The following is a 21,474-nucleotide window of genomic DNA, read 5'->3' as shown; positions in this document are numbered from 1 at the left end:
GGGAGTATACGTTAGAAGTCTTACGTTCAGGTTGGTATTAGCCAGCCTGAGCATGCAGAAAGGAGCAGTTATGTCTGCATTTGCTTTTTTTGGTGCACTCGAAATTGGCTTGATTTATGGCCTAGTCGCTCTGGGTGTGTATCTTACGTTCCGTGTTCTCGACTTCCCCGATTTGAGTGTGGATGGCAGCTTTCCAATGGGAGCGGCGGTGGCTGCAACGGCGATTGTCGCAGGTATTAATCCTTGGCTTGCGACAATAATGGCGATGATAGCTGGTAGTATGACGGGGTGGGTAACCGCTTTTCTGGCTGTTCGGTGTGGTATTTTACACCTGTTAGCTTCCATTCTTACCATGATCGCTGCATTTTCAATTAATATTCGTATTATGGGCAAACCTAATATGGCGTTGCTTGGAGAGGATACGATTCTCACTCCGTTTGAAGCATTGGGCGATGCGATGTTTATTCGCCCTCTGGTTGTTGGGGTCTTAGTTCTTCTTTCCGCTTTCTTTGTCATTCGCCTGCTGAACAGCGACTTTGGTCTTGGTTTACGAGCCACGGGTGTGAATGCGCGTATGGTTTCTGCGCAAGGGGCGAGCACTGGCTTTTATACCTACTTTGGCTTGGCTTTATCTAACGGTTTTGTCGGATTCGCAGGCGCGTTGTTTGCACAAACGAACAGCTTTGCAGATGTGACCTCTGGCGTGGGCACCATTGTGGTTGGTTTGGCTGCTGTGATTTTGGGCCAGACCCTCATTCCGGGGCGAAAAATTTGGGTTGCGGTATTTGCTGTCATCATCGGTTCGGTACTTTATCGCCTTGCAGTGGCTTTCGCTTTGAGCTCTGGCATGTTTGGTTTACAAGCTTCAGACCTCAACCTGGTTACCGCAGTATTGGTGGCTGTGGCGCTTATTGCTCCAAAGCTAAAACAGAGCATGAGAGCGAAACAACGCGTTACTGATGCTAAACAAGCGGCATCAAAAAATGGTTCTGGGGAGGCATTATGATCGAACTAAATAATATTCAGGTCACGTTCAACCCTGGGACGATTTTGGAAAATCGTGCATTGAAAGGCGTCTCTTTAGAGGTTCCAGAGCATCAATTTCTTACCGTGATTGGTTCTAATGGCGCAGGAAAATCGACGTTGCTTGGTGCGGTGACAGGTGAGACGCCGATGATAGGTGGTCAGGTGATCATTGATGGCAAAGACGTCACCAAGCAGACGGTTGCCCAACGTGCAACGCAATGCGCCCGAGTGTTTCAAGATCCATTGGCCGGGACTTGTGGTGAACTGACGATAGAAGAGAACATGGCTCTCGCGCACATGCGTGGTAAAAAACGCAGCTGGGGGTTGGCGCTCTCTACCAAACGTCGCAAGCTGTTCCAAGAGCGAATTAGCATCCTCGGTCTTGGTTTAGAAGACCGCTTGGGCGATAGCATTGGGTTGCTGTCTGGTGGACAACGACAAGCCGTTAGCCTTGTGATGGCGACGTTATCGGAGAGTAAGTTGTTGTTGCTTGATGAACACACGGCAGCGCTTGATCCTCGTATGGCGGCGTTTGTTATCGACTTAACTAAACGTATTGTCGATGAGTTCGATTTAACCGTGATGATGGTGACGCATTCGATGAAAGACGCATTAGCATGTGGCGATAGGACCGTAATGCTTCACCAAGGTGAAATTGTGCTTGATGTGGCTGGAGAGCAGCGCGCTAACATGCAAGTACCAGACTTGTTGGATATGTTCTCCAAAGTGCGTGGTGAAGAGCTGGCAGATGACAGTCTTTTGTTGAACTAAGCGGTATCCGACAAGTCACTACGCCTACTAAGTGTGATCCTCCTTGCGAAAATTGGCTGATATGTCAACTCGCAGGGAGGATTTCTTGTCTCTAATTCTTCAATAACATAGTGGCATATCCGATGACGAGGAGTGCCCATAATGAACCTGCCATTTATTTTTCATAGTCAAACTATTGATGGTTTAGCTTTTAATGACGAGCAAGTTACAGTCAGACTGAAAACCGAGACATTGGATTTTGATTCCGTCTATGTGCGTATTGAGCCGGACAATGAAGAATATCTGGTCGATATGGCTCAAGTAGGAACAGCTGGTGAATTATTACTATGGGAGGCATCGTTTCGACCAAATCAAGATCGAGATGTCACACATTATGTGTTTAAGCTCCTCAAAGACGGACAGCAATACTGGCTCGATGCACGAGGCGTACAAAAGCGTATTCCACCCAAAGAGTTCCACTTTAAGTTGAATGTAGAGCATCAGCCACCAAGCTGGGTCCAAGAGCAAGTTTTCTATCAAATCTTTCCTGACCGTTTTTCTGCTAGTAAAAGTGAGTCTGATATTCGCCACGCTTATGTTCAGTATGATTCTGCATCGGTCGTCAAGGCGTGGGGAGACGCGGTAGGCTCTCACCAAAATACCGGGGCACGTGAATTCTTTGGCGGCGACCTCAAAGGTGTGGAGCAAAAGTTGGACTATCTTGAACAGCTCGGCGTTACTGCGCTTTATTTTAATCCGATCTTTTCTTCACCAAGTAATCATAAATACGACACCACTGATTACTTCACTGTTGACCCTATGTTCGGCACCAACGATCAGTTTGCTGAACTGTGTGAGAAAATCCGTGGTAAGAATATGAAGATTGTCTTAGACGCGGTGTTTAACCACACGTCAGTGCATCATCCTTGGTTTGATATCCAACAAAAAGGAGAAGGAGCATATGGCAATCCGCAGTCAAAGCTCCGTGATTACTACTTTTTCGAAGGCGAAACCAATCACTACATTGGTTGGAAAGGCATTGGTAACTTACCGGTTCTGAACTTCGAAAATGAACAGGTGCGCGACTACATCTACCAAAGTGAAGATTCTGTCATCAAGTATTGGCTGAAGCCACCGTACTTGGTTGATGGCTGGCGGTTTGATGTAATCCATATGCTTGGCGAAGGAGACGGCGCGAAAAACAATGCTCATTATGTGGCAGCGTTTCGTAATGCGACTAAGTCAGTAAACCCGAATGCTTATGTGTTAGGTGAGCACTTTTTTGAAGCAACGCAGTGGTTGCAAGGTGATCAAGAGGATGGGGCGATGAACTACTACGGTTTTGCTCATCCAGTTCGAGCTTTTATCGCACGACAAGACATTATGTACGATCCAATCAACATTGATGGTTTGGAGTTTAAAGCATGGTTGGACGAAGCCAGAGCAAAAATCCCATTTTCGAATCAGCTATCGCAGCTAAATCAACTCGATAGTCACGATACTGCTCGGTTTATCACACTGGTTGATGGTGATAAGCGTAAAATGAACATCGCGCTAGCAATGCTTATGACTTACGTTGGCACGCCTTGTATTTACTACGGGAGTGAAGTCGGTCTAGAAGGAGGTCTAGACCCAGATAATCGTTGCTGTTTTCCTTGGAATGAAATTGAAAGTTCACAATGGCTATCGCTTTACCAACAATGGATCAAGATACGTAAACAATGTAAGCCTTTACAGTCGGGCTGTATTCAATGGCTTCATTGCACTAACAACCTGTTGGCGTACGCACGTGTACTGGGTCGTGAAGCAGTCGTTGTAATGATTAATCTCAGTGGTAATGAATGTTCAATCGATTTACCTATGTGGCAACTGGGCTTGGAGGTTAGCCAAGTTGTATCGTTGTTAGATGACACAGAACAGGTTGATTATAAAGGTCATATCTCTGTCAATATGTCTGCACAGAGCTGCAAATTATGGCGACTAAAGTGACACCACACTCTATATTGATTAAACTCCTTTAATATATAAACGGTCTCAAACAGCGCGCACACATTTGTTTGGTCTCTTGTTATCTGGTGCTGCATTGCATGCGTCACCAGATAACGAGTATCAATTTAATAGCAGTCATAAGAGACTATTGACCTTTCATATGTATGGTACTCAATGGTAAACCAAAGGCGATTTAGCCTCTCATTTGTCATCTTTTTTCCTCTGGCGTTATTTGTAGTGGTTTTACTCGTGACAACGAAAAATTACTATGATGCGGTTAACCGCTATATCGATTCTGAGTATTCGCGTATCGAGCGTGCAATGTCTCGCGGTATTAAAGTACTCACGGCTTTAGATTACAGCTTCACCAACTATACCAATTACGCTAACCCACTGTTTGAAGAACATAATTCTTTAGTCAAAGAAGGGCTTTGTTATCTTTGGCCTATAGATGTGTTATTACTCGAAAGTGTTTATAGTGAAGGGTTACCTGCGGTTGACCTTGATTATATGATCGTAGGGGACGAAAGCTTATGCCAGCAAGGTTCAACGATTAACCAGTTAGCTGAACAAAAGGTGGGTTTTGCGCCGTCCTTGTCATTTCTGCACGATATTGAATCGCACATTGTTGGAATCCATTACATTGACAAACGCGGTTACGTTATCTCCTCACCCGATACCTACGCAAAAAATTTCACGAGAGAACTTTTGTCAACGCTAAAAGCCCGACCTTTTTGGCAAAAAACCGCGCAAGATAAAGTGAACATTACCTTGGCTGGACCAGGGCCAGTGTTGGACTCGATGGAAGGTCAAGTCATTAGTATGACGGTACCCGTCTATGAGAAAGGAGAACACCAAGGTGTTTTGTCTATTGATTTTGACATCAATACGCTCATGGCTTCGTCGCTAGGTCTTGTTGGTCAGTTTCATTTGGTTTCCAATTTACAATCCATTCCTTCAAACAGTACACGAATCAAACCAGTCGAATTAGAGCGATTGAGTGCGAATCACAGCATGTACTACGAGTACAACCTTTGGGATGAAGCTAAGAACCTAGCGGTTTTTGAAAAATACAGCCTTATTGTCGCACTATTTATTTACGTGCTGAGTACCGTCGTCTTGTTCTATGTGAATATGCATAGCGAGCGACGTTACTTTAAAGAACTGGCAGCGAGACCCAATGACCAGTTTATTGAATCGTCGAGGTATGCAAACCGTGTGGCGTAATAAGATGACAAAAAAACAGGTTGCTTTAGCAGTGTTCGATATTGATAACTTCAAGAAGATCAACGACACCTATGGTCATGATGTCGGTGACTCTGCAATTCAGCTTGTTGCAAAATGTATACGTGAAAATATTCGCCATACCGATGTTGCCTCAAGGTTTGGTGGCGAAGAGTTCGTTTTAGCGATTTATGACGAAGATTCAGAGGGCATTAAACTCATTTTAGACAGAGTAAAAAAGGCCATAGATGAGCGCTCGACACGCGTAACGAAAGAAGGCTTTACGATCTCTGGCGGTGTGGTGTTTAGTAAAGAGAGCCGAGTAGAAAACTTTGATGAATTGTTTAAAGCGGCGGATGAAAAGTTATATCAAGCCAAAAGTACCGGCAAAAATAAGATCTGTTACTAGGATTTAGATACAAAAAAGGACGAGATATTCGTCCTTTTTTGTGTTCGGGAGTTATGCAACCTGAGAGTTTAAGTCATCGCGGTAGCGTTGAATATGCTCAACAATTGGTGCGGCTTTGTTGAACGTTCTGATTTCTCTAAATAGGTCTTTTGCTTCAGGATAAGCCTGACGTAAGTAAGAGAACCATTGTTTTACGCGGTTTGGGTAATACAAGCCTTTATCGCCTTTCATCTCAAACTTGGAATAATAGATAAGCAACTCAACCACCTCGGGCCATGACATTGGCTGGTGGTTATGTTTTACCATATTGCCTAAGTTAGGGATATTGAAAGCGCCTCGGCACACCATCAAAGAGTTAACGCCAGTCGTTTCAATGCAACGTTGACCGTCTTCATAATTCCAAATTTCACCATTCGCTATCAGTGGGATATCGAAACGTTCGCGAATTCGGTTGATGTAATCCCATTTTATCTCAGAAGCTTTATAACCACCTTGTTTAGTACGTGCGTGTACGGTCAATTCATTTGCGCCAGCAGACTGAATGGCATCGACAATTTCAAAGCAATCTTCAGGGTTCTCCCAGCCAAGACGAATTTTTGCAGTTACGGGAATGGCTTCTGGAACGGCTTCTCGACAAGCTTTAACAACACGGTGAATGAGCTCTGGATGTTGGAGTAGCGCTGCTCCACCTTTACTTTTGTTGACCATTTTGGCTGGGCAACCAAAGTTTATATCAATACCTCTGGCGCCAAGATTTGCCGCTTTAATTGCGTTCTCAGCCATCCAGTTTGGTTCTTGTCCCAACAATTGCACATGTACTGGCACACCAGATGCAGTCTGAGAACCTTGCAACAGCTCCGGGCATAAACGGTGAAATACATGATCGGGTAATAGCTGGTCGATTACGCGAACAAACTCCGTAACACACAGGTCATAGTCGTTTATCTCGGTCAGGATTTGGCGCATCAAATGATCTAAAACGCCTTCCATTGGGCCTAGTACAACTCGCATAGCTTGCCTAATACAGTTTGGTGGTAAAAAAGAGGGCGATTGTAGCGATGTAAGTTAAGTTTGTCATTAAAAGAGTCGAAGCGCCCAGTGCTGTCAAACACACAACGTTAGGTTACGTGCTTTTGAGCTCTGAGGTATAATGCCGCCAAATTTATGGGAAACCAGATGTCATGCAATACACATTGATTGAAAAAGGTGAAGTTCACGTCGATGAATCTTGCCTATTTATCGAAGGCGCAGTGTTAGCTGCGAATCTGACGACAAAACCACTCGCTCCTGAAAAGTGGTTAGAGCCGCTATTAGGTGAGGGATTCAAAGCGATTCAACCAGCTGTGGAAGAGCAAATTCACAAGCAGCATAACCGAATTCAACGAAACGAATATTCCGTGCTAGAGCTAACAGGCAAAGAACCTGAACAACTTGCTGATTTTGCCGAAGGCTTTATGTCTGTTTGGCCAATGATTGAAGAACAGTGGCAGGACGTTGAGCTCAATGATGGATTACAGCGTATGCTGCAAGCATTACTGACCACTTTGATGCTGGCTATTGATGAGCCAGCAACGCAGCAACAGATGCGCGACGCAGGTATTGAAACGCCACCGGCCCTGACAGATTTAGTCGACCAGCTTGATTTAATGGTCGGTGAAGTCGCGCTGGGCGCGGATGAGTTGATGGTAGGAAATAAAGCTCAAAGCCTAAACCCATTCAAAGGTATCGGGCGCAATGATCCCTGTCCTTGTGAGAGCGGAAAAAAATTCAAGCAGTGCTGTGGTCAATCACGCGGCTAAAGCGAATCGCCGCGCTATCCACTTAACAAAAAGCCGACCAGATGGTCGGCTTTTTGTTAATTTTTACGCGTTAGTAGGATTAACGAATTGGATTAACGCGTTTTGCAGGGAAGAATTGTGCAATTACAATTAATGCCAAAGCGATTAAATTGCCTGCAAAAATTACTACTAACCATTGTGGCATTGATAAATCAAGGAGCTGCCACACAACCTTAGAGCAATCACCATATGCTTCAAACATCCAAGGAACCCACTGATTGAGCGGAGCCCAGCTAGGGAATGTGACGAATAAATCGCAAGTCGCGAATGGTGATGGATTAAACTGGTAGTCAACGTGCTGCATCGCAAGTAACAAACCCTTGTAAGCACTTAATCCCCAGCCTATCAAACCTAGCCAGCGGAAAATTGGGTTCTTGGGTGCCAATATACCAACCATTGCAGCGACGCCCACTCCCATCATCGCGACTCTTTCATAAATACACATGACACATGGTGCAAGCATCATGACGTGCTGAAAATAGAGGGCACATGCTTCAAAGAAAACGACAAATAGCAGAAGCAGTAGCCACGATAAACGTCCCTTTGAAAACTGGTTAAGTGAATTTAAAATAGTCACGTTTTTGTTCCTGTCTGAAATAGAAAAAGCTCTGAATACTCAGAGCTTTTTATCGTGGATAAGTTTCCTAATCAACTCAAATTTTAGTGACCACCGGATACTACGGGAGTCAGATCACCACTATGAGGTAAAATCCAACCAGCTTCGTAGAAAGAAGCTGTTGCAGGCTCTAGGAAGAACATGATTCCCATCAGACCGACAATCGCAAGAACGACGGTGTAAGGCAGCGCCATGATAACCATTCGACCGTAAGACAGACGAATTAATGGAGCGAGAGCCGATGTGAGTAAGAATAGGAATGCCGCTTGACCGTTTGGCGTTGCAACAGAAGGCAGGTTAGTACCAGTATTGATTGCCACCGCCAGTAAGTCGAACTGATCACGAGTAATGAGACCCTCAATGAGTGCAGTTTTTACTTCATTGATGTAAACCGTACCAACGAACACGTTATCCGACACCATAGATAATAAGCCATTCGCCACATAGAACAGAGCTAGCTGAGTACCTTTATCTTCAACGGCAAGCACCGCATCGATGACTGGTTTAAACAGCTCTTGGTCAATGATTACGGCAACGATCGAGAAAAATACTGCAAGCAGTGCAGTGAAGGGCAGGGCCTCTTCAAACGCTTTCCCCATGGAGTGCTCTTCAATGACACCAGTAAATGCGGTCGCTAATATGATCACAGAAAGGCCAATTAAGCCGACAGCCGCTAAGTGCAAAGCGAGTGCAACGATCAACCAAACCGCAATAAGACCTTGAACCCAGAGTTTTGCGACATCTTGATTTGTTCGCGTTTTACGCTCTTCACGGTCAAAATCGACGAGGATCTGACGAACGTTGTTAGGAAGCTTTGCGCCGTAGCCAAACACTTTAAGCTTTTCAACTAAAGCACAAGTGACGAGACCACAGAAAAATACAGGTAGTGTCACTGGAGACATACGGATTAGGAATTCACCAAATAACCAACCCGCTTGGTCTGCAATAATTAAGTTTTGAGGTTCACCAACCATCGTGGTTACGCCACCTAAGGCAGTACCTACACCAGCATGCATCAACAAAGAGCGCAAAAAGGCACGATAGTTTTCTAAGTCATCACGCGTTAGTTCAGTGATCGTGTCATCTTGTGTATGGTCATGGTCACCGATAGGGTTACCAGACGCTACTTTGTGATAGATAGAGTAAAAGCCGATCGCCACGCTGATAACAACGGCGATAACCGTCAAGGCATCCAAAAATGCAGACAAAAATGCCGCAGCAAAGCAGAACGCGAGTGATAGTAGGGTTTTAGAGCGAATGCCAAGTAAAATTTTGGTAAAAATGAACAGCAATAGCTGCTTCATGAAGTAGATGCCCGCAACCATAAATACCAGAAGTAGCAGTACTTCGATATTTGCTACTAATTCGTGCTTAACTTGCGCAGGGCTAGTCATGCCGATAGCAATGGCTTCAATAGCAAGTAAACCGCCAGGTTGTAATGGGTAGCATTTTAATGCCATTGCTAGCGTGAAAATAAATTCAGCGACCAACAACCATCCAGCTACAAATGGGTTTATTAGGAAGAATACAATCGGGTTAATTATTAAGAAGGCTATAATGGCAACTTTGTACCAATCAGGCGCTTTACCAAGGAAGTTCTTGATAAAAGCGTTTCCGAGCGATATCGGCATGATAATTCTCTTTATAACAAAATTATGAATAGACACTACAATAGTGCTTAAGTATCTGTTTGTTAGACTTATTAACTAGTCTTTAAAAACAATAACTTAGTAAAACAACAATCCTTTGTTTATTGTAGTCTTGCCAAGTTACTTCCCCTGAACTCAAGCACCGCTCACTTTCGACCGCAAACTCTACACTCAGGCATTTATTAGTCAATAACAAAACGTGATGCTACTGACTAAAATGACTTTTTAAATGTAATAACGCGATCAAAACGGCGTTACTATACCATGAAAGTCTTAAAAAAATCCTCTTGGATTTTAAATGACGGTCAGTGACGAGAAAAGGCAAATTAAGAAAGAATATTAACTGTGATATACAAAGTAATTTTTCATATTTTGAATATAAAAATGTGACACGGTTGTCTTTATTTCTCCGAGATTTGTGAGCTGTTTAATTAAATGAAAATTCATATTTTACTGCTTTCGCTCGCATGTTAGAGCCTCTTAAATTGACACAAAATATAGAGTATTAACTCTATGTTATGGAGTCATTTCCACTATTGATCGTAAATTTTCTCAAACCGCTAAGTAGTGGTATGATGAGTAGTATCGACCCTCAGAAATCAATATTGGATAAAAAGTAGAATGGTCATAAAGGCGAAAAGCCCTGCGGGATTCGCAGAAAAATATATTATCGAGAGCATTTGGAACGGCCGTTTTCCTCCAGGCTCAATTTTACCTGCTGAGCGCGAGCTGTCCGAACTGATTGGTGTTACTCGAACGACTTTAAGAGAGGTTCTTCAACGACTAGCCCGTGACGGATGGTTGACTATCCAGCACGGCAAACCTACGAAAGTTAACCAATTTATGGAGACCTCTGGCCTGCATATTTTGGATACTTTAATGACGCTAGACGTTGATAATGCGACAAACATTGTAGAAGATCTGCTTGCGGCACGTACTAACATCAGTCCTATCTTTATGCGCTATGCATTTAAAGCGAACAAAGAGAGCTCTGAGCGTACAATTAAGAACGTAATCGAATCTTGTGAAGCTTTAATGAATGCGGCTTCCTGGGACGAATTCATCGCTTCTTCGCCGTATGCTGAAAAAGTTCTGCAGAATGTGAAAGAAGATAACGAGAAAGATGAAGCGAAGCGTCAAGAAATCTTGATTGCTAAAACGTTCAACTTTTACGATTATATGCTTTTCCAGCGCCTAGCATTCCATTCAGGAAATCAAATTTACGGTTTGATCTTTAATGGTTTGAAGAAGCTTTACGATCGTGTCGGTAGCTACTACTTCTCAAATCCAGCTTCTCGTGAGCTAGCTCTGAAGTTTTACCATCAATTGCTCGAAACTTGTGAAAGTGGCCAGCGTGAACAACTACCAGTAGTGATTCGTCATTATGGTATGGAAAGTGCGTTGATCTGGAACGAAATGAAAAAGCAATTACCAACGAACTTCACGGAAGACGACAGTTAAGCGCTGACAAGTTGGATAAGCGAAAACCGCAGTGCCTTAGGCCTGCGGTTTTTTTGTTTTTATTTATAAGTCGGCGACGGACCAAGCACCAATAATAAGGCATGGAACGTTTATCCTGCTAGCGAGAGTCTGGGTAACGGTAGATATAATGACTCTACGACATCTGAAAGGACATGGTCGTAAGTATTGAAGATGGTCAATGACAAGTCCGATGTGACGCCATAAAGCTCTGCTTCTGTTAAGTCGACATGACTCTCTGTCACGTATTCATTTAGCGTCTGTATTGAGCGCGTGGAAGCAGGAGAGGTAATGCTAAGTGGAGCGATAACCGCTAGTTGGTTTAGCTTACGCATCATGACCGATGCATAATTTTTGAAACGTTCATTTCCGCCTTGCTCTCCTAAATCTTGAATGCTGATTCGTAACTGAGTCAGGGTCTCCAAGCTATCCATAATGTTTTGCCAGTTCATGTGATACTCATTATGCAAGTCATCTCTTTGTTCAACCGCTAGCCATGCGATGGTTACTTCATCCATCAAAAACAAGCAATGACGAATTAACTTACCATGCTCCATCTGGTTTCTTGCAACACTATGGTCATTCCATTGTTCAAGTAGTTTCCCTACTTTAATCTGTAATACGCGATACATGGGTTTGTTTTCAAACCGTGAGGTTTCGACTAAAAGATGAAGCTTGTTGGTGAGATCGTTATGAAGGACTTCTAATTCTTGTTCGTTATTTTGTTGAAATTGAAGTGAGTAGTGCGTCGCAGCTCGATGGCGTCTCAGCAGATGAACAACATCTCGCAATAATGTTAACAGCTGATATTTACGCGCGTGTTGCTGCTCTCGTTTAGAAGATAAGTGATATATTCCGGCTAAAATAGCGATAGATAATAATGTGGAAATCAAAACAAACATAACCAACTCCTTGTTAGTGTTTGGACCTAGCAAGGAAGATTGCAGTTTTGATGCCACTAATTAAATTCTATTAAAACAGTAATTTAGGATTGTGATGGGAGAGGTGCTGTACAAGTTTGGTGCACAAATTCCCCAAAAGTGTGAATTCAGTCAAAAAAGTCCCCGCTGAACTGGCGAGGACTTTTTAAATTTGATTGTAAAGCTACAACTTACATTACACGCATCCCTGGTTGAGCGCCTTCGTGTGGCTCAAGGATCCACAGGTCGCTACCACCAGGGCCTGCCGCTAGGATCATACCTTCAGACATACCAAACTTCATCTTACGAGGTTTTAGGTTTGCTACCATTACTGTTAGCTTGCCTTCTAGCTCTTCAGGTTTGTAAGCTGACTTGATGCCAGAGAATACCTGACGAGTTTCACCACCGATGTCCAATTGGAACTTAAGCAGTTTGTTGGCTTTTGGTACTTCTTCACAAGAGATGATGCGAGCGATACGCATATCTACTGCGGCAAAAGCATCGAACTCAATCTCTTCAGCGATTGGTTCTTTGTCTAGCTCGGTTTGGCTAGCCTTGTTCTTTTCCGCTTCAGCTTTCTCTTTCGCCGCCATTTCTGCCGCCGCATCTTCTTTAGACGCTTCGATCATCGCTTCAACATTCTTCGGATCGATACGGTTGAACAGTGCTTTGAACTTAGTGATCTCGTGGCCTGTTAGTGGAGCAGCGATGTTTTCCCAAGTTAGCTCTTGGTTTAGAAACGCTTCAGTACGCGCAGCTAGCGATGGCATTACTGGTTTCAGGTAAGTCATCAGTACGCGGAACAGGTTGATACCGACAGAACAGATGTCTTGTAGTTCCTGATCTTTGCCTTCTTCTTTTGCTACAACCCACGGTGCTTTTTCATCAACGTATTGGTTAGCTTTGTCTGCCAATGCCGTGATTTCACGGATTGCACGACCAAACTCACGCGTTTCGTAAAGCTCAGCGATACGGTCAGCAGCAGCAACAAATTCGTTGTAAAGTTCAGGCTCTGCAAAGTTGTCAGACAGTTTGCCTTCAAAACGTTTCGCGATGAAACCTGCGTTACGAGATGCCAGGTTAACGATCTTGTTAACAACGTCAGCGTTTACGCGCTGAGTGAAGTCTTCAAGGTTAAGATCTAGATCATCGATACGGCTGTTTAGCTTCGCAGCGTAGTAGTAACGTAGACACTCAGGGTCTAGGTGCTCTAGGTAAGTGCTTGCTTTTACGAACGTACCTTTAGACTTCGACATTTTCGCGCCGTTTACGGTTACGTAACCGTGTACGAATACGTTGTTAGGCTTGCGGAAGCCAGAACCTTCTAGCATTGCTGGCCAAAATAGGCTGTGGAAGTAAACGATGTCTTTACCGATGAAGTGGTACAGCTCTGCTGAGCTGTCTTTTTTCCAATACTCGTCGAAATCTAGGTCGTCGCGCTTGTCACATAGATTTTTGAAAGAGCCCATGTAGCCGATAGGCGCGTCTAGCCATACGTAGAAGAATTTGTTCTTCTCACCAGGGATCTCGAAGCCAAAGTATGGTGCATCACGTGAGATATCCCATTGCTGCAAACCAGATTCGAACCATTCTTGCATTTTGTTCGCTGTTTCAGCTTGTAGCGAGCCAGAGCGAGTCCACTCTTTTAGCATGCTTTCAAACTGAGGCAGGTCGAAGAAGAAGTGCTCTGAATCTTTCATTACTGGCGTCGCACCAGAAACCGCAGATTTAGGATTGATCAGTTCTGTTGGGCTGTAAGTCTCACCACAGTTGTCACAGTTGTCACCGTACTGGTCTTCAGACTTACATTTTGGACAGGTACCTTTTACGAAACGGTCCGGTAAGAACATCTCTTTTTCTGGATCGAACAGCTGAGAGATAGTGCGGCTAGAGATAAAGCCATTTTTCTTCAACTCAAGATAAATGTGTGACGCTAGCTCACGGTTCTCATCTGAGTGTGTGCTGTGGTAGTTATCAAAGCTGATATCAAATCCAGCGAAGTCTTTTTGGTGCTCTTCGCTAACTGCGGCAATCATTTCTTCAGGAGTAATACCCATCTGTTGCGCTTTAAGCATGATTGGCGTGCCGTGAGCATCGTCAGCACAGATGAAGTTTACAGTGTTGCCGCGTAGGCGTTGGTAACGAACCCAAATGTCCGCTTGGATATGCTCAAGCATATGACCAAGGTGGATCGAACCGTTAGCGTACGGAAGGGCACAAGTTACCAGCATTTTCCTTGACGGAAAGTTTTTTGGATCGTTTGCCATACTTAATATTCGCTTTTCTTGATAGGTATAAATAAATTTTGATGGATAATACTACCCCATGAACTGACTAACTCCAAGGTGTCAAACTGCGGAATGCCTTAGTTTTTTTGGGGTTCTGGTTGAGCCTGGACGGTGGTAGCATGACATCTAAAAGGAGGGCTTATGCATCAGTTCACTTCAAAACAAGATTTTTGTCACTTGTTTAACCAATTCCAACATCCACAGTTGGTGGAAAACTGGGCAGATATTCATGGCGCAATTTCGATTACGACACAGGGTTCTATTGATATAACGTTGCCATTCGCAAGTAATGAGCTTCAAACCGTACTGCATGACTGGATCAAACAGCAGCAAGCCTCGGGTAAAGTATCTGAATTCCCATTTAATATTCGCCTTGGAGTTAAAGCTTTAGAAACTCAAGTGGCTAACTCGGTTAAGGGTGTTAAGAACATCATTGCCGTCAGTTCTGCGAAAGGTGGCGTTGGTAAATCTACTACCGCAGTTAACTTAGCGTTGGCAATTGCTCAATCTGGGGCGAAAGTGGGATTGTTGGATGCAGATATCTATGGTCCGTCTGTACCTATGATGTTGGGGCAAGAAGATGCTAAACCAGAAGTTCGTGATGGCAAGTGGATGGAACCCATTTTTGCTCACGGCATCTATACTCATTCTATCGGTTATTTGGTGGATAAATCAGAAGCGGCGATATGGCGCGGTCCAATGGCTTCAAAAGCGTTGTCGCAGTTATTAACTGAAACAGATTGGCCAGATTTGGATTATTTGGTGATTGATATGCCGCCAGGTACGGGGGATATTCAATTGACGCTGTCACAACAAATTCCGGTAACAGGTAGCGTGTTAGTCACAACACCGCAAGATTTAGCCCTTGCCGATGCAAGGAAGGGAGCGGCAATGTTTAACAAAGTCCATGTCCCGGTTATTGGTGTTGTGGAAAACATGAGTTATCACATTTGTAGTCAATGTGGCGCGAAAGAGCATATTTTTGGTATGGGCGGAGCTGAAAAAATGTCGCAAGAATTTGGCTTAGCATTGTTAGGACAAATTCCGCTTCATATCTCTATGAGAGAAGATATTGACGCTGGCGTGCCAACGGTAGCAAGACGCCCAGAAAGTGAGCATGCAGGGTATTATAAGCAACTTGCCGATCGCGTATGTAGCACGATGTTTTGGCAAGGCAAAGCAAAACCAGATGCGATTAGCTTTACAATGGTGAACTAAGTTTACTATGCCTGTTGGTTGATAATTGCACATTTTAACGTTTGCTCGGAGGTTAATCCTCTGAGCAGGCAGAAACTTATGACTAAACCCTAATTCCAACTAGTAACTATGGGGTGAACTCCCTATAATCAGGCAGTTTATCTTTTTATGTGACTAGAAATCATCATCGGGTGCAAACTAATGTCTGATAATAATCAATGCGTCATCGTAGGTATTGCTGGCGCTTCTGCTTCTGGAAAAAGTCTGATCGCGAGCACTATTTATAATGAGCTTCGCGCGAAAGTAGGCGATCATCAAATCGGTGTCATCACGGAAGATTGCTACTACAACGACCAAAGCCACCTAAGCATGGAAGAGCGAGTAAAGACGAACTACGATCACCCGAGTGCGTTGGACCACGACCTACTGTGTGAGCACCTAGAAAAATTGGTACGTGGTGAAGCAGTAGAAGTGCCTGAGTACAGCTACACTGAGCACACAAGAACAATTAACACCACCACAATGACACCTAAAAAGGTGATCATTCTAGAAGGTATCCTTCTTCTTACAGACCCTCGTCTTCGTGATTTGATGCATGCGACAGTATTTATGGACACACCGTTAGATATTTGCTTGCTTCGCCGTGTTAAGCGTGATGTGGAAGAACGAGGCCGAACTATGGAGTCTGTTCTTAAGCAATACCAACAAACAGTACGTCCGATGTTCATGCAGTTTATCGAACCTTCTAAGCAATATGCGGACATTATTGTTCCTCGCGGTGGTAAAAACCGTATCGCAATTGATGTATTAAAAGCTCACATTGCAAGACTTTTGAAAGCTTAAGCCTATAGACGGCTATATCGCTTTATTTTTAAGAGAAGAAGTGGCACCTTAAGTGCCACTTCTTTTTTTGTTTTTAAATTAGTCAGTTGCAGGTTAAAACCAGACACTTTTCACGCTTTTGTGGAACTGTCAGCGGTAAATGGAGTCTGCGCTTATAATTGTAAAAACACTCGAGCAAGGAAAAACAAATGAAGAAACTGCTCTTAATTCTAGCAATACCGATTGTGGTCATTTTGGTCGCAATTTTAGCGTTAACCATCTTCGTCAATCCGAATCAGTTTAAACCCCTTATTGTTGAGCAAGCGCAAAAGCAAACGGGATTAGAGTTGGTGATTGAAGGGGATATCAGTTGGCAATTTTTCCCATCGATTGGCTTTGAGTTGGGACATACAGAATTGCGAAACCCACAAGGCTTTAGTAAACCCAATTTATTCAAAGTTGATACCGTTGGTGTAGACATCTCTGTTATGCCACTTTTTAGTCAACAGCTTGAAATTGGAAACGTCACGCTTGATGGTGCTGAGTTCTACATTGAAACCAAGAAAGATGGCAGCAAGAATATTGATGCATTGACGAAAGCCCAAACACAACAAGCAGAACAAGAGAGCAATGCTGCGCCTACGCAAAATGGTGAAACGAAAACTTCTGGTTCTGATTGGAGTATTAATCTTGCTGGCGTTACGGTTTCTAACGGTTCATTAGAAATGCAGGATAAGCAAGCCGGTAGTTACACCAAACTTTATGATATTTCATTAAACCTTTCCGAATTCGCTTTTGACAACTGGACAACGGCTGATTTTGGCGTGAAGGGCGAAATGAACGACCAAAAGTTCACCGCGAAAGGTCAGGCAGACTTTAAGCTAGAAAAAGGTTTGGCAAACTACGCGCTAAAGAACATCAACTTTGATGCGACATACTCTGACCCTGCCAATAAAATTGAATCGGCAACGATCGGTTTAGACACGTTTGAATTCGATAAAGTAAATAACCTGACTTATGCCATTAAGGGTGACGCTGGTGGTATGAAGTTAGATATGCAGGGTGCTGGTCAACTTAGCGTGGACAAGGCTATCAGCAAAGTACAGTTGGATAAGTTAACTCTTAAATCGACTTTTGAGGGTGATGCTTTACCTCAGTCCCCGATGAAAGTCGACATGGTGTCTGATCTGTCTTTCGACCTAACGAAAAACCATCTGAGTTTTGTTCTAGAGAAGTTAACAGCGAATGCTATCGCCCTAGATGGTAAGGCAGATGTGACACTCGGTGATATTCCTAAAGTACGCTTTGCTCTCCATAGCCCCAATATCGATCTTGATGAGTTCTTAGGGTTAGATAAGCAAGCTGCCGAAGGTAATAAGCCTGCTTCTGGTGGCGAGAGTGCTCCTGCCGGACCTGAGGTTGAGCCTGATTTGTCTGCGTTGAAAGCGTTAGATGTAAAGGGTGACATTACCATCGACAAATTCAAAGCGGCAAATGCGAAGATGGAAGCGGTAAAAACGAGCTTCACTGTAAATCGTGGCGTGTTTGAGCTTACATCATTTAGTTCGAAGTTGTACCAAGGCTCAATCTCAGCGACAGCGAAGTTAGATGCACGCCAATCACCAGCGACTTACAGCGTTAAAAAGTCAATCAAAGGCGTGAAAGTTCAACCGCTACTTATAGACGTTGCTGAGAACGACAAACTTGAAGGGACAGGTAACATTGATGTGAATGTTACAGGTAAGAGTCTAACGCCTACCGGTATCAAGAAGAATCTATCTGGTACGGTTGTTATCAATTTTGCTGACGGTGCGGTGAATGGCATCAACGTTGCTCAGTTGATTCGTGAAAACTATGCGAAATTTAAAGGGCAAAAAGTTGAAGGCACCAATGAAGCTAAGAAAACAGACTTCAGTGCGATGACGGCGACATTGAAACTCAACAAAGGTGTAGTATCAACGGATAATATGCAAGCTCAGTCTCCATTGTTACGTGTTCGTGGTAAAGGTACCGCAAACTACATCAATGAAACAGTCGACTTTACTATCAGCACGTCAGTTGTAGGCAGCCTAGAAGGCCAGGGCGGTAAAGATATAGATGAGCTGAAAGACATCACGATTCCAATCAATGTGTCTGGTAAGTGGGCAGAACCTAAATTCAAGCTCGTATTCGATGATGTTCTGAAGCAGAAAGCTCAAAAAGAAATCGATCGTGGCGTGGAGAAGCTAACGGACAAAATCAAAGACGAGAAAACCAAAGATGCGGTCGATGGTTTATTGAAGAATCTTTTCAACTAACCGTGCGTGAAAACCAAAAGGGTTGGCATTTTGCCAACCCTTTTTAAATTACTCTGCGAGTGTTACCAATCGACGCCTTTGAGGGCTTTTACGCCAGATTCAAATGCGTGCTTTACATTTTTCACTTCAGAAACGGTATCGGCCATTTCAATCAGGGTTCGATGTGCGCCACGCCCAGTAATAATAACCGACTGCATTTTAGGTCGGTTGCTCAGCGCTTCGACCACTTCGTCTAAGTCGATGTAGCCGTAGCTCACCATATAAGTTAGCTCGTCAAACAAGATGACATCGATAGAGTCGTCTTGCAGCATGCGTTTACATTCTTGCCATACGCCTTGCGCTGCTTCGGTATCAGCGGCTTTGTTTTGAGTTTCCCATGTAAAGCCGGTCGCCATTACTTGGAATTCAACGCCGAGTTTCTCAAGTAGGTTGCGCTCACCGTTGTCCCAAGTACCTTTAATAAACTGCGCGACAGCACAATTCAAACCATGACCCACTGCGCGTGCGATCGTACCGAATCCTGATGTCGATTTACCTTTACCATTTCCGGTAATGATCAGTAGCAGACCTTTTTCCTCTTGAGCAGCAGCGATTTTTGCGTCTACCTGTTCTTTGACTTTTTGTTGGCGAGCTTTATGGCGTGCTTCTTTATTTTCTTCGATAGACATAATACTTCCTCAATTCCTTTTCGTGCTGTGCCCAAGCTAATTTGGGTTCATTGATTTATCTCGCTATGATAGACCAACATATCGTGAAGAAAAACCACCGATAATTCAGGGAATAAAATGAAGAAAATACTTGTTGTTTGTATGGGAAACATTTGTCGGTCACCAACTGGAGAGGCAGTGTTAAGAGCGAAAGCTCAAAAGCTAGGCGTTGAAGTAGAGGTTGATTCGGCAGGTACAATTGGCTACCACGCAGGAAACCGACCGGATTCAAGAGCGATGGCAGCAGGAAAGCAGCGAGGTTATTCTTTTAAAGGAATGCAAGCGCGCCAAGTCACCATTGATGACTTTGAAAAGTTTGACCTTATATTAGCCGCAGATAAAGCAAATTTGGCCGATTTATTGGATATTTGTCCGTTGAAGTATCGACACAAAGTATCGTTATTTTTAAGTCATTCTGAGTCAGGTTACGACGAAGTCCCGGACCCATATTATGGTTATGGTGGGGAAGATGGCTTTGAACTGGTGCTTGATTTAATCGAAGAGGCATCAGACGCAATTTTGAAGAAGCTATAATCGCCGTGCTTGAAGACAATAGAAAAAGGGATGAGCTCAGCTCATCCCTTTTTATTCGTGTTAACCCGCTAGTATGTCGGTTGCGACTTTGTAGCTTGGGTCTTCCTTCACGTTAATTTCAACCAAGCTGCCAGCTTTGTCCAAAAGTTTACGACAATCTGGGCTTAGGTGACGAAGGTGCAGCGTTTTACCTTGAGCATTGTAACGCTCAGCCAGTGTTTCAATGGCTTCAATTGCAGAGTGATCTGTCACGCGAGAGTCTGCAAAATCGACAATCACATCTTTTGGATCTTCAGGCGCGTTAAACAACTCCAGGAAGTTAGCCGCAGAGCCAAAGAAAATAGGGCCGTGAATCTTGTACTCTTTTGAACCTTCCTCGTTTAAGCACGTGTCGGCATAGATGTGCTTAGCGTGTTGCCATGCAAACATTAATGCAGAAACGATAACACCAACCGCTACGGCAACAGCAAGGTCAGTAAGAACAGTAACAACGGTCACAAGAACAATAACGAAGAAGTCTTGCTTCGGTACGCGGCGTGCTAGCTTAAATGTTGCCCATTCGAATGTACCAATGACAACCATGAACATCACACCAACCAGAGCAGCGAGTGGGATCATTTCAATTAGCGAAGAAGCGAATAAGATAAACATCAATAGAGCGATAGCCGCAACGATACCAGATAGACGGCCGCGACCACCTGAGTTTACGTTGATCATCGACTGACCAATCATCGCACAACCACCCATTGCGCCAAACACAGAACACGTCATGTTTGCCATACCTTGACCGATACATTCGCGGTTAGATTGACCACGAGTATTCGTCATCTCATCTAAAACTGTCAGTGTTAGTAGAGATTCAATTAGACCAATGGCCGCGAGAATGATCGCGTATGGAAGAATGATTTGTAGTGTCTCTAGTGTAAATGGTACCGCAGGAATAGAGAAGGTTGGTAGTGAACCTGCGAGTGTTGCAGCTTCATCACCAGACATTGTACGCAGGAAGTCAACAACAGTGCGAGTTTCCAGATCCAAGCCAACCACTAAAGCCGTCACCGTTACGATCGCAACAAGTGAAGAGGGTACAGCTGTTGTGATTTTTGGTAGAAAGTGAATGATTGCCATAGTCAGCGCAACCAAACCAAGCATTAGCAGCATCTGGTCTTGTGGTAGCCAAGTAAGCATGCCGTTGATGTCTGGCGCTTTAAACTGACCCAACTGAGCTAGGAAGATAACAATAGCCAGACCGTTCACAAAACCGATCATCACAGGGTGAGGTACGATACGGATGAACTTACCCAATTTAAACATACCAGCGGCAATTTGAAGAATACCAGCGAGCATGATGGCTGCGAATAGGTACTGGACACCGTGAGTCGCGACAAGCGAAACCATTACGACTGCCATGGCACCTGTTGCACCAGAAATCATGCCAGGACGACCACCGAAAATGGAAGTAATAAGACCAACGATGAATGCAGCGTAAAGACCGACCATCGGATCTACGCCTGCGACGAACGCAAATGCGACAGCTTCAGGAACCAATGCTAGCGCAACGGTTAAGCCTGATAGCACATCATTTTTTACGGAGTGCTTAGAAAATTGGGGAAATTCGAACATGTTTGTTTTTAAGTTCTCTTTGCAATGAGTTAAACCCGACACATATTCGTATTTGCACAAGCCACTGGAAGGTTGATTTTTAATCAAACATTGCAGTGTAAACCGTAGT

Annotated in this window: 16 protein-coding genes and 1 pseudogene; 10 read left to right on the top strand and 7 right to left on the bottom strand. The window is 43.9% G+C overall.

Going from position 1 to position 21,474, the window contains the following annotated elements:
• The first annotated feature begins 70 nt into the window (after positions 1-70).
• From R8N49_RS11145 to R8N49_RS11130, 4 genes and pseudogenes are all read left to right on the top strand, one after another.
• Complete coding sequence (locus tag R8N49_RS11145; protein WP_012841584.1) at positions 71-1,006, top strand: ABC transporter permease; 936 nt, start codon at positions 71-73, stop codon at positions 1,004-1,006.
• Positions 1,003-1,797, top strand: coding sequence for an ABC transporter ATP-binding protein (locus R8N49_RS11140; protein ID WP_005387275.1), 795 nt, complete (start codon positions 1,003-1,005; stop codon positions 1,795-1,797). The genes R8N49_RS11145 and R8N49_RS11140 overlap by 4 nt, the downstream gene beginning before the upstream one ends.
• A gap of 141 nt (positions 1,798-1,938) precedes the next feature.
• Positions 1,939-3,765 carry a maltodextrin glucosidase gene (gene malZ, locus R8N49_RS11135; protein WP_258489667.1) on the top strand — a complete coding sequence of 609 codons (1,827 nt, stop codon included), beginning with the start codon at positions 1,939-1,941 and terminating at the stop codon, positions 3,763-3,765.
• A 174-nt stretch (positions 3,766-3,939) separates the two neighbouring features.
• A pseudogene (locus tag R8N49_RS11130) lies at positions 3,940-5,398 on the top strand (sensor domain-containing diguanylate cyclase).
• A gap of 51 nt (positions 5,399-5,449) precedes the next feature.
• On the opposite strand, the gene dusC reads toward R8N49_RS11130, so the two are convergent.
• Positions 5,450-6,409 carry a tRNA dihydrouridine(16) synthase DusC gene (gene dusC, locus R8N49_RS11125; protein ID WP_213905683.1) on the bottom strand — a complete coding sequence of 320 codons (960 nt, stop codon included), beginning with the start codon at positions 6,407-6,409 and terminating at the stop codon, positions 5,450-5,452.
• Between the two features lie 170 nt (positions 6,410-6,579).
• Between dusC and R8N49_RS11120 the strand changes: the two genes are divergently transcribed.
• Positions 6,580-7,197: a YecA family protein gene (locus tag R8N49_RS11120; protein ID WP_005380818.1), complete on the top strand. Its 618-nt coding sequence runs from the start codon at positions 6,580-6,582 to the stop codon at positions 7,195-7,197.
• A gap of 79 nt (positions 7,198-7,276) precedes the next feature.
• On the opposite strand, the gene dsbB is transcribed toward R8N49_RS11120, so the two are convergent.
• Positions 7,277-7,813 carry a disulfide bond formation protein DsbB gene (dsbB, locus tag R8N49_RS11115; protein WP_031779052.1) on the bottom strand — a complete coding sequence of 179 codons (537 nt, stop codon included), beginning with the start codon at positions 7,811-7,813 and terminating at the stop codon, positions 7,277-7,279.
• An 83-nt stretch (positions 7,814-7,896) separates the two neighbouring features.
• Positions 7,897-9,483, bottom strand: coding sequence for a Na(+)/H(+) antiporter NhaB (gene nhaB / locus R8N49_RS11110; protein ID WP_154205151.1), 1,587 nt, complete (start codon positions 9,481-9,483; stop codon positions 7,897-7,899).
• Between the two features lie 639 nt (positions 9,484-10,122).
• Between nhaB and fadR the strand changes: the two genes are divergently transcribed.
• Positions 10,123-10,962 carry a fatty acid metabolism transcriptional regulator FadR gene (gene fadR, locus R8N49_RS11105; protein ID WP_005380824.1) on the top strand — a complete coding sequence of 280 codons (840 nt, stop codon included), beginning with the start codon at positions 10,123-10,125 and terminating at the stop codon, positions 10,960-10,962.
• 110 nt (positions 10,963-11,072) lie between these two features.
• On the opposite strand, the gene R8N49_RS11100 is transcribed toward fadR, so the two are convergent.
• A complete protein-coding gene (locus R8N49_RS11100; protein ID WP_213905685.1) occupies positions 11,073-11,882 on the bottom strand; it encodes a hypothetical protein in 810 nt (269 codons plus the stop codon).
• Between the two features lie 209 nt (positions 11,883-12,091).
• The gene (gene metG, locus R8N49_RS11095) at positions 12,092-14,167 is read right to left on the bottom strand and encodes a methionine--tRNA ligase (protein ID WP_005387290.1); all 2,076 of its coding nucleotides are present in this window, start codon (positions 14,165-14,167) and stop codon (positions 12,092-12,094) included.
• A gap of 162 nt (positions 14,168-14,329) precedes the next feature.
• On the opposite strand from metG, the gene apbC reads away from it, so the two are divergent.
• The 3 genes from apbC (at position 14,330) to R8N49_RS11080 (ending at position 18,504) form a co-directional block, all read left to right on the top strand.
• Positions 14,330-15,406 (top strand): iron-sulfur cluster carrier protein ApbC, encoded by a 1,077-nt coding sequence (gene apbC, locus R8N49_RS11090; protein WP_054729788.1) that lies wholly within the window; start codon positions 14,330-14,332, stop codon positions 15,404-15,406.
• A 180-nt stretch (positions 15,407-15,586) separates the two neighbouring features.
• The gene (gene udk / locus R8N49_RS11085; RefSeq protein WP_005380833.1) at positions 15,587-16,228 is read left to right on the top strand and encodes a uridine kinase; all 642 of its coding nucleotides are present in this window, start codon (positions 15,587-15,589) and stop codon (positions 16,226-16,228) included.
• 188 nt (positions 16,229-16,416) lie between these two features.
• A complete protein-coding gene (locus R8N49_RS11080; RefSeq protein WP_085569760.1) occupies positions 16,417-18,504 on the top strand; it encodes an AsmA family protein in 2,088 nt (695 codons plus the stop codon).
• 62 nt (positions 18,505-18,566) lie between these two features.
• On the opposite strand, the gene cobO is transcribed toward R8N49_RS11080, so the two are convergent.
• Positions 18,567-19,172 carry a cob(I)yrinic acid a,c-diamide adenosyltransferase gene (gene cobO, locus R8N49_RS11075; protein ID WP_005380837.1) on the bottom strand — a complete coding sequence of 202 codons (606 nt, stop codon included), beginning with the start codon at positions 19,170-19,172 and terminating at the stop codon, positions 18,567-18,569.
• 117 nt (positions 19,173-19,289) lie between these two features.
• On the opposite strand from cobO, the gene R8N49_RS11070 reads away from it, so the two are divergent.
• Complete coding sequence (locus R8N49_RS11070; protein ID WP_318189981.1) at positions 19,290-19,745, top strand: low molecular weight protein-tyrosine-phosphatase; 456 nt, start codon at positions 19,290-19,292, stop codon at positions 19,743-19,745.
• A gap of 60 nt (positions 19,746-19,805) precedes the next feature.
• On the opposite strand, the gene R8N49_RS11065 is transcribed toward R8N49_RS11070, so the two are convergent.
• A complete protein-coding gene (locus R8N49_RS11065) occupies positions 19,806-21,365 on the bottom strand; it encodes a SulP family inorganic anion transporter (protein WP_005380840.1) in 1,560 nt (519 codons plus the stop codon).
• Positions 21,366-21,474 lie beyond the last annotated feature (109 nt).

The organism is Vibrio sp. 1978 (assembly GCF_033344345.1).
The sequence above is the reverse complement of the archived record's forward strand: the minus strand, read 5'-3'. Positions and strand labels throughout refer to the sequence as shown.

Coding starts and splice junctions, on each gene's coding strand:
- apbC (WP_054729788.1), top strand. CDS start 14,330: ATGCATCAGTTCACTTCAAAACAAGATTTTTGTCACTTGTTTAACCAA.
- R8N49_RS11140 (WP_005387275.1), top strand. CDS start 1,003: ATGATCGAACTAAATAATATTCAGGTCACGTTCAACCCTGGGACGATT.
- malZ (WP_258489667.1), top strand. CDS start 1,939: ATGAACCTGCCATTTATTTTTCATAGTCAAACTATTGATGGTTTAGCT.
- R8N49_RS11120 (WP_005380818.1), top strand. CDS start 6,580: ATGCAATACACATTGATTGAAAAAGGTGAAGTTCACGTCGATGAATCT.
- nhaB (WP_154205151.1), bottom strand. CDS start 9,483: ATGCCGATATCGCTCGGAAACGCTTTTATCAAGAACTTCCTTGGTAAA.
- udk (WP_005380833.1), top strand. CDS start 15,587: ATGTCTGATAATAATCAATGCGTCATCGTAGGTATTGCTGGCGCTTCT.
- R8N49_RS11070 (WP_318189981.1), top strand. CDS start 19,290: ATGAAGAAAATACTTGTTGTTTGTATGGGAAACATTTGTCGGTCACCA.
- fadR (WP_005380824.1), top strand. CDS start 10,123: ATGGTCATAAAGGCGAAAAGCCCTGCGGGATTCGCAGAAAAATATATT.
- dusC (WP_213905683.1), bottom strand. CDS start 6,409: ATGCGAGTTGTACTAGGCCCAATGGAAGGCGTTTTAGATCATTTGATG.
- cobO (WP_005380837.1), bottom strand. CDS start 19,172: ATGTCTATCGAAGAAAATAAAGAAGCACGCCATAAAGCTCGCCAACAA.
- R8N49_RS11065 (WP_005380840.1), bottom strand. CDS start 21,365: ATGTTCGAATTTCCCCAATTTTCTAAGCACTCCGTAAAAAATGATGTG.
- R8N49_RS11100 (WP_213905685.1), bottom strand. CDS start 11,882: ATGTTTGTTTTGATTTCCACATTATTATCTATCGCTATTTTAGCCGGA.
- metG (WP_005387290.1), bottom strand. CDS start 14,167: ATGGCAAACGATCCAAAAAACTTTCCGTCAAGGAAAATGCTGGTAACT.
- R8N49_RS11145 (WP_012841584.1), top strand. CDS start 71: ATGTCTGCATTTGCTTTTTTTGGTGCACTCGAAATTGGCTTGATTTAT.
- R8N49_RS11080 (WP_085569760.1), top strand. CDS start 16,417: ATGAAGAAACTGCTCTTAATTCTAGCAATACCGATTGTGGTCATTTTG.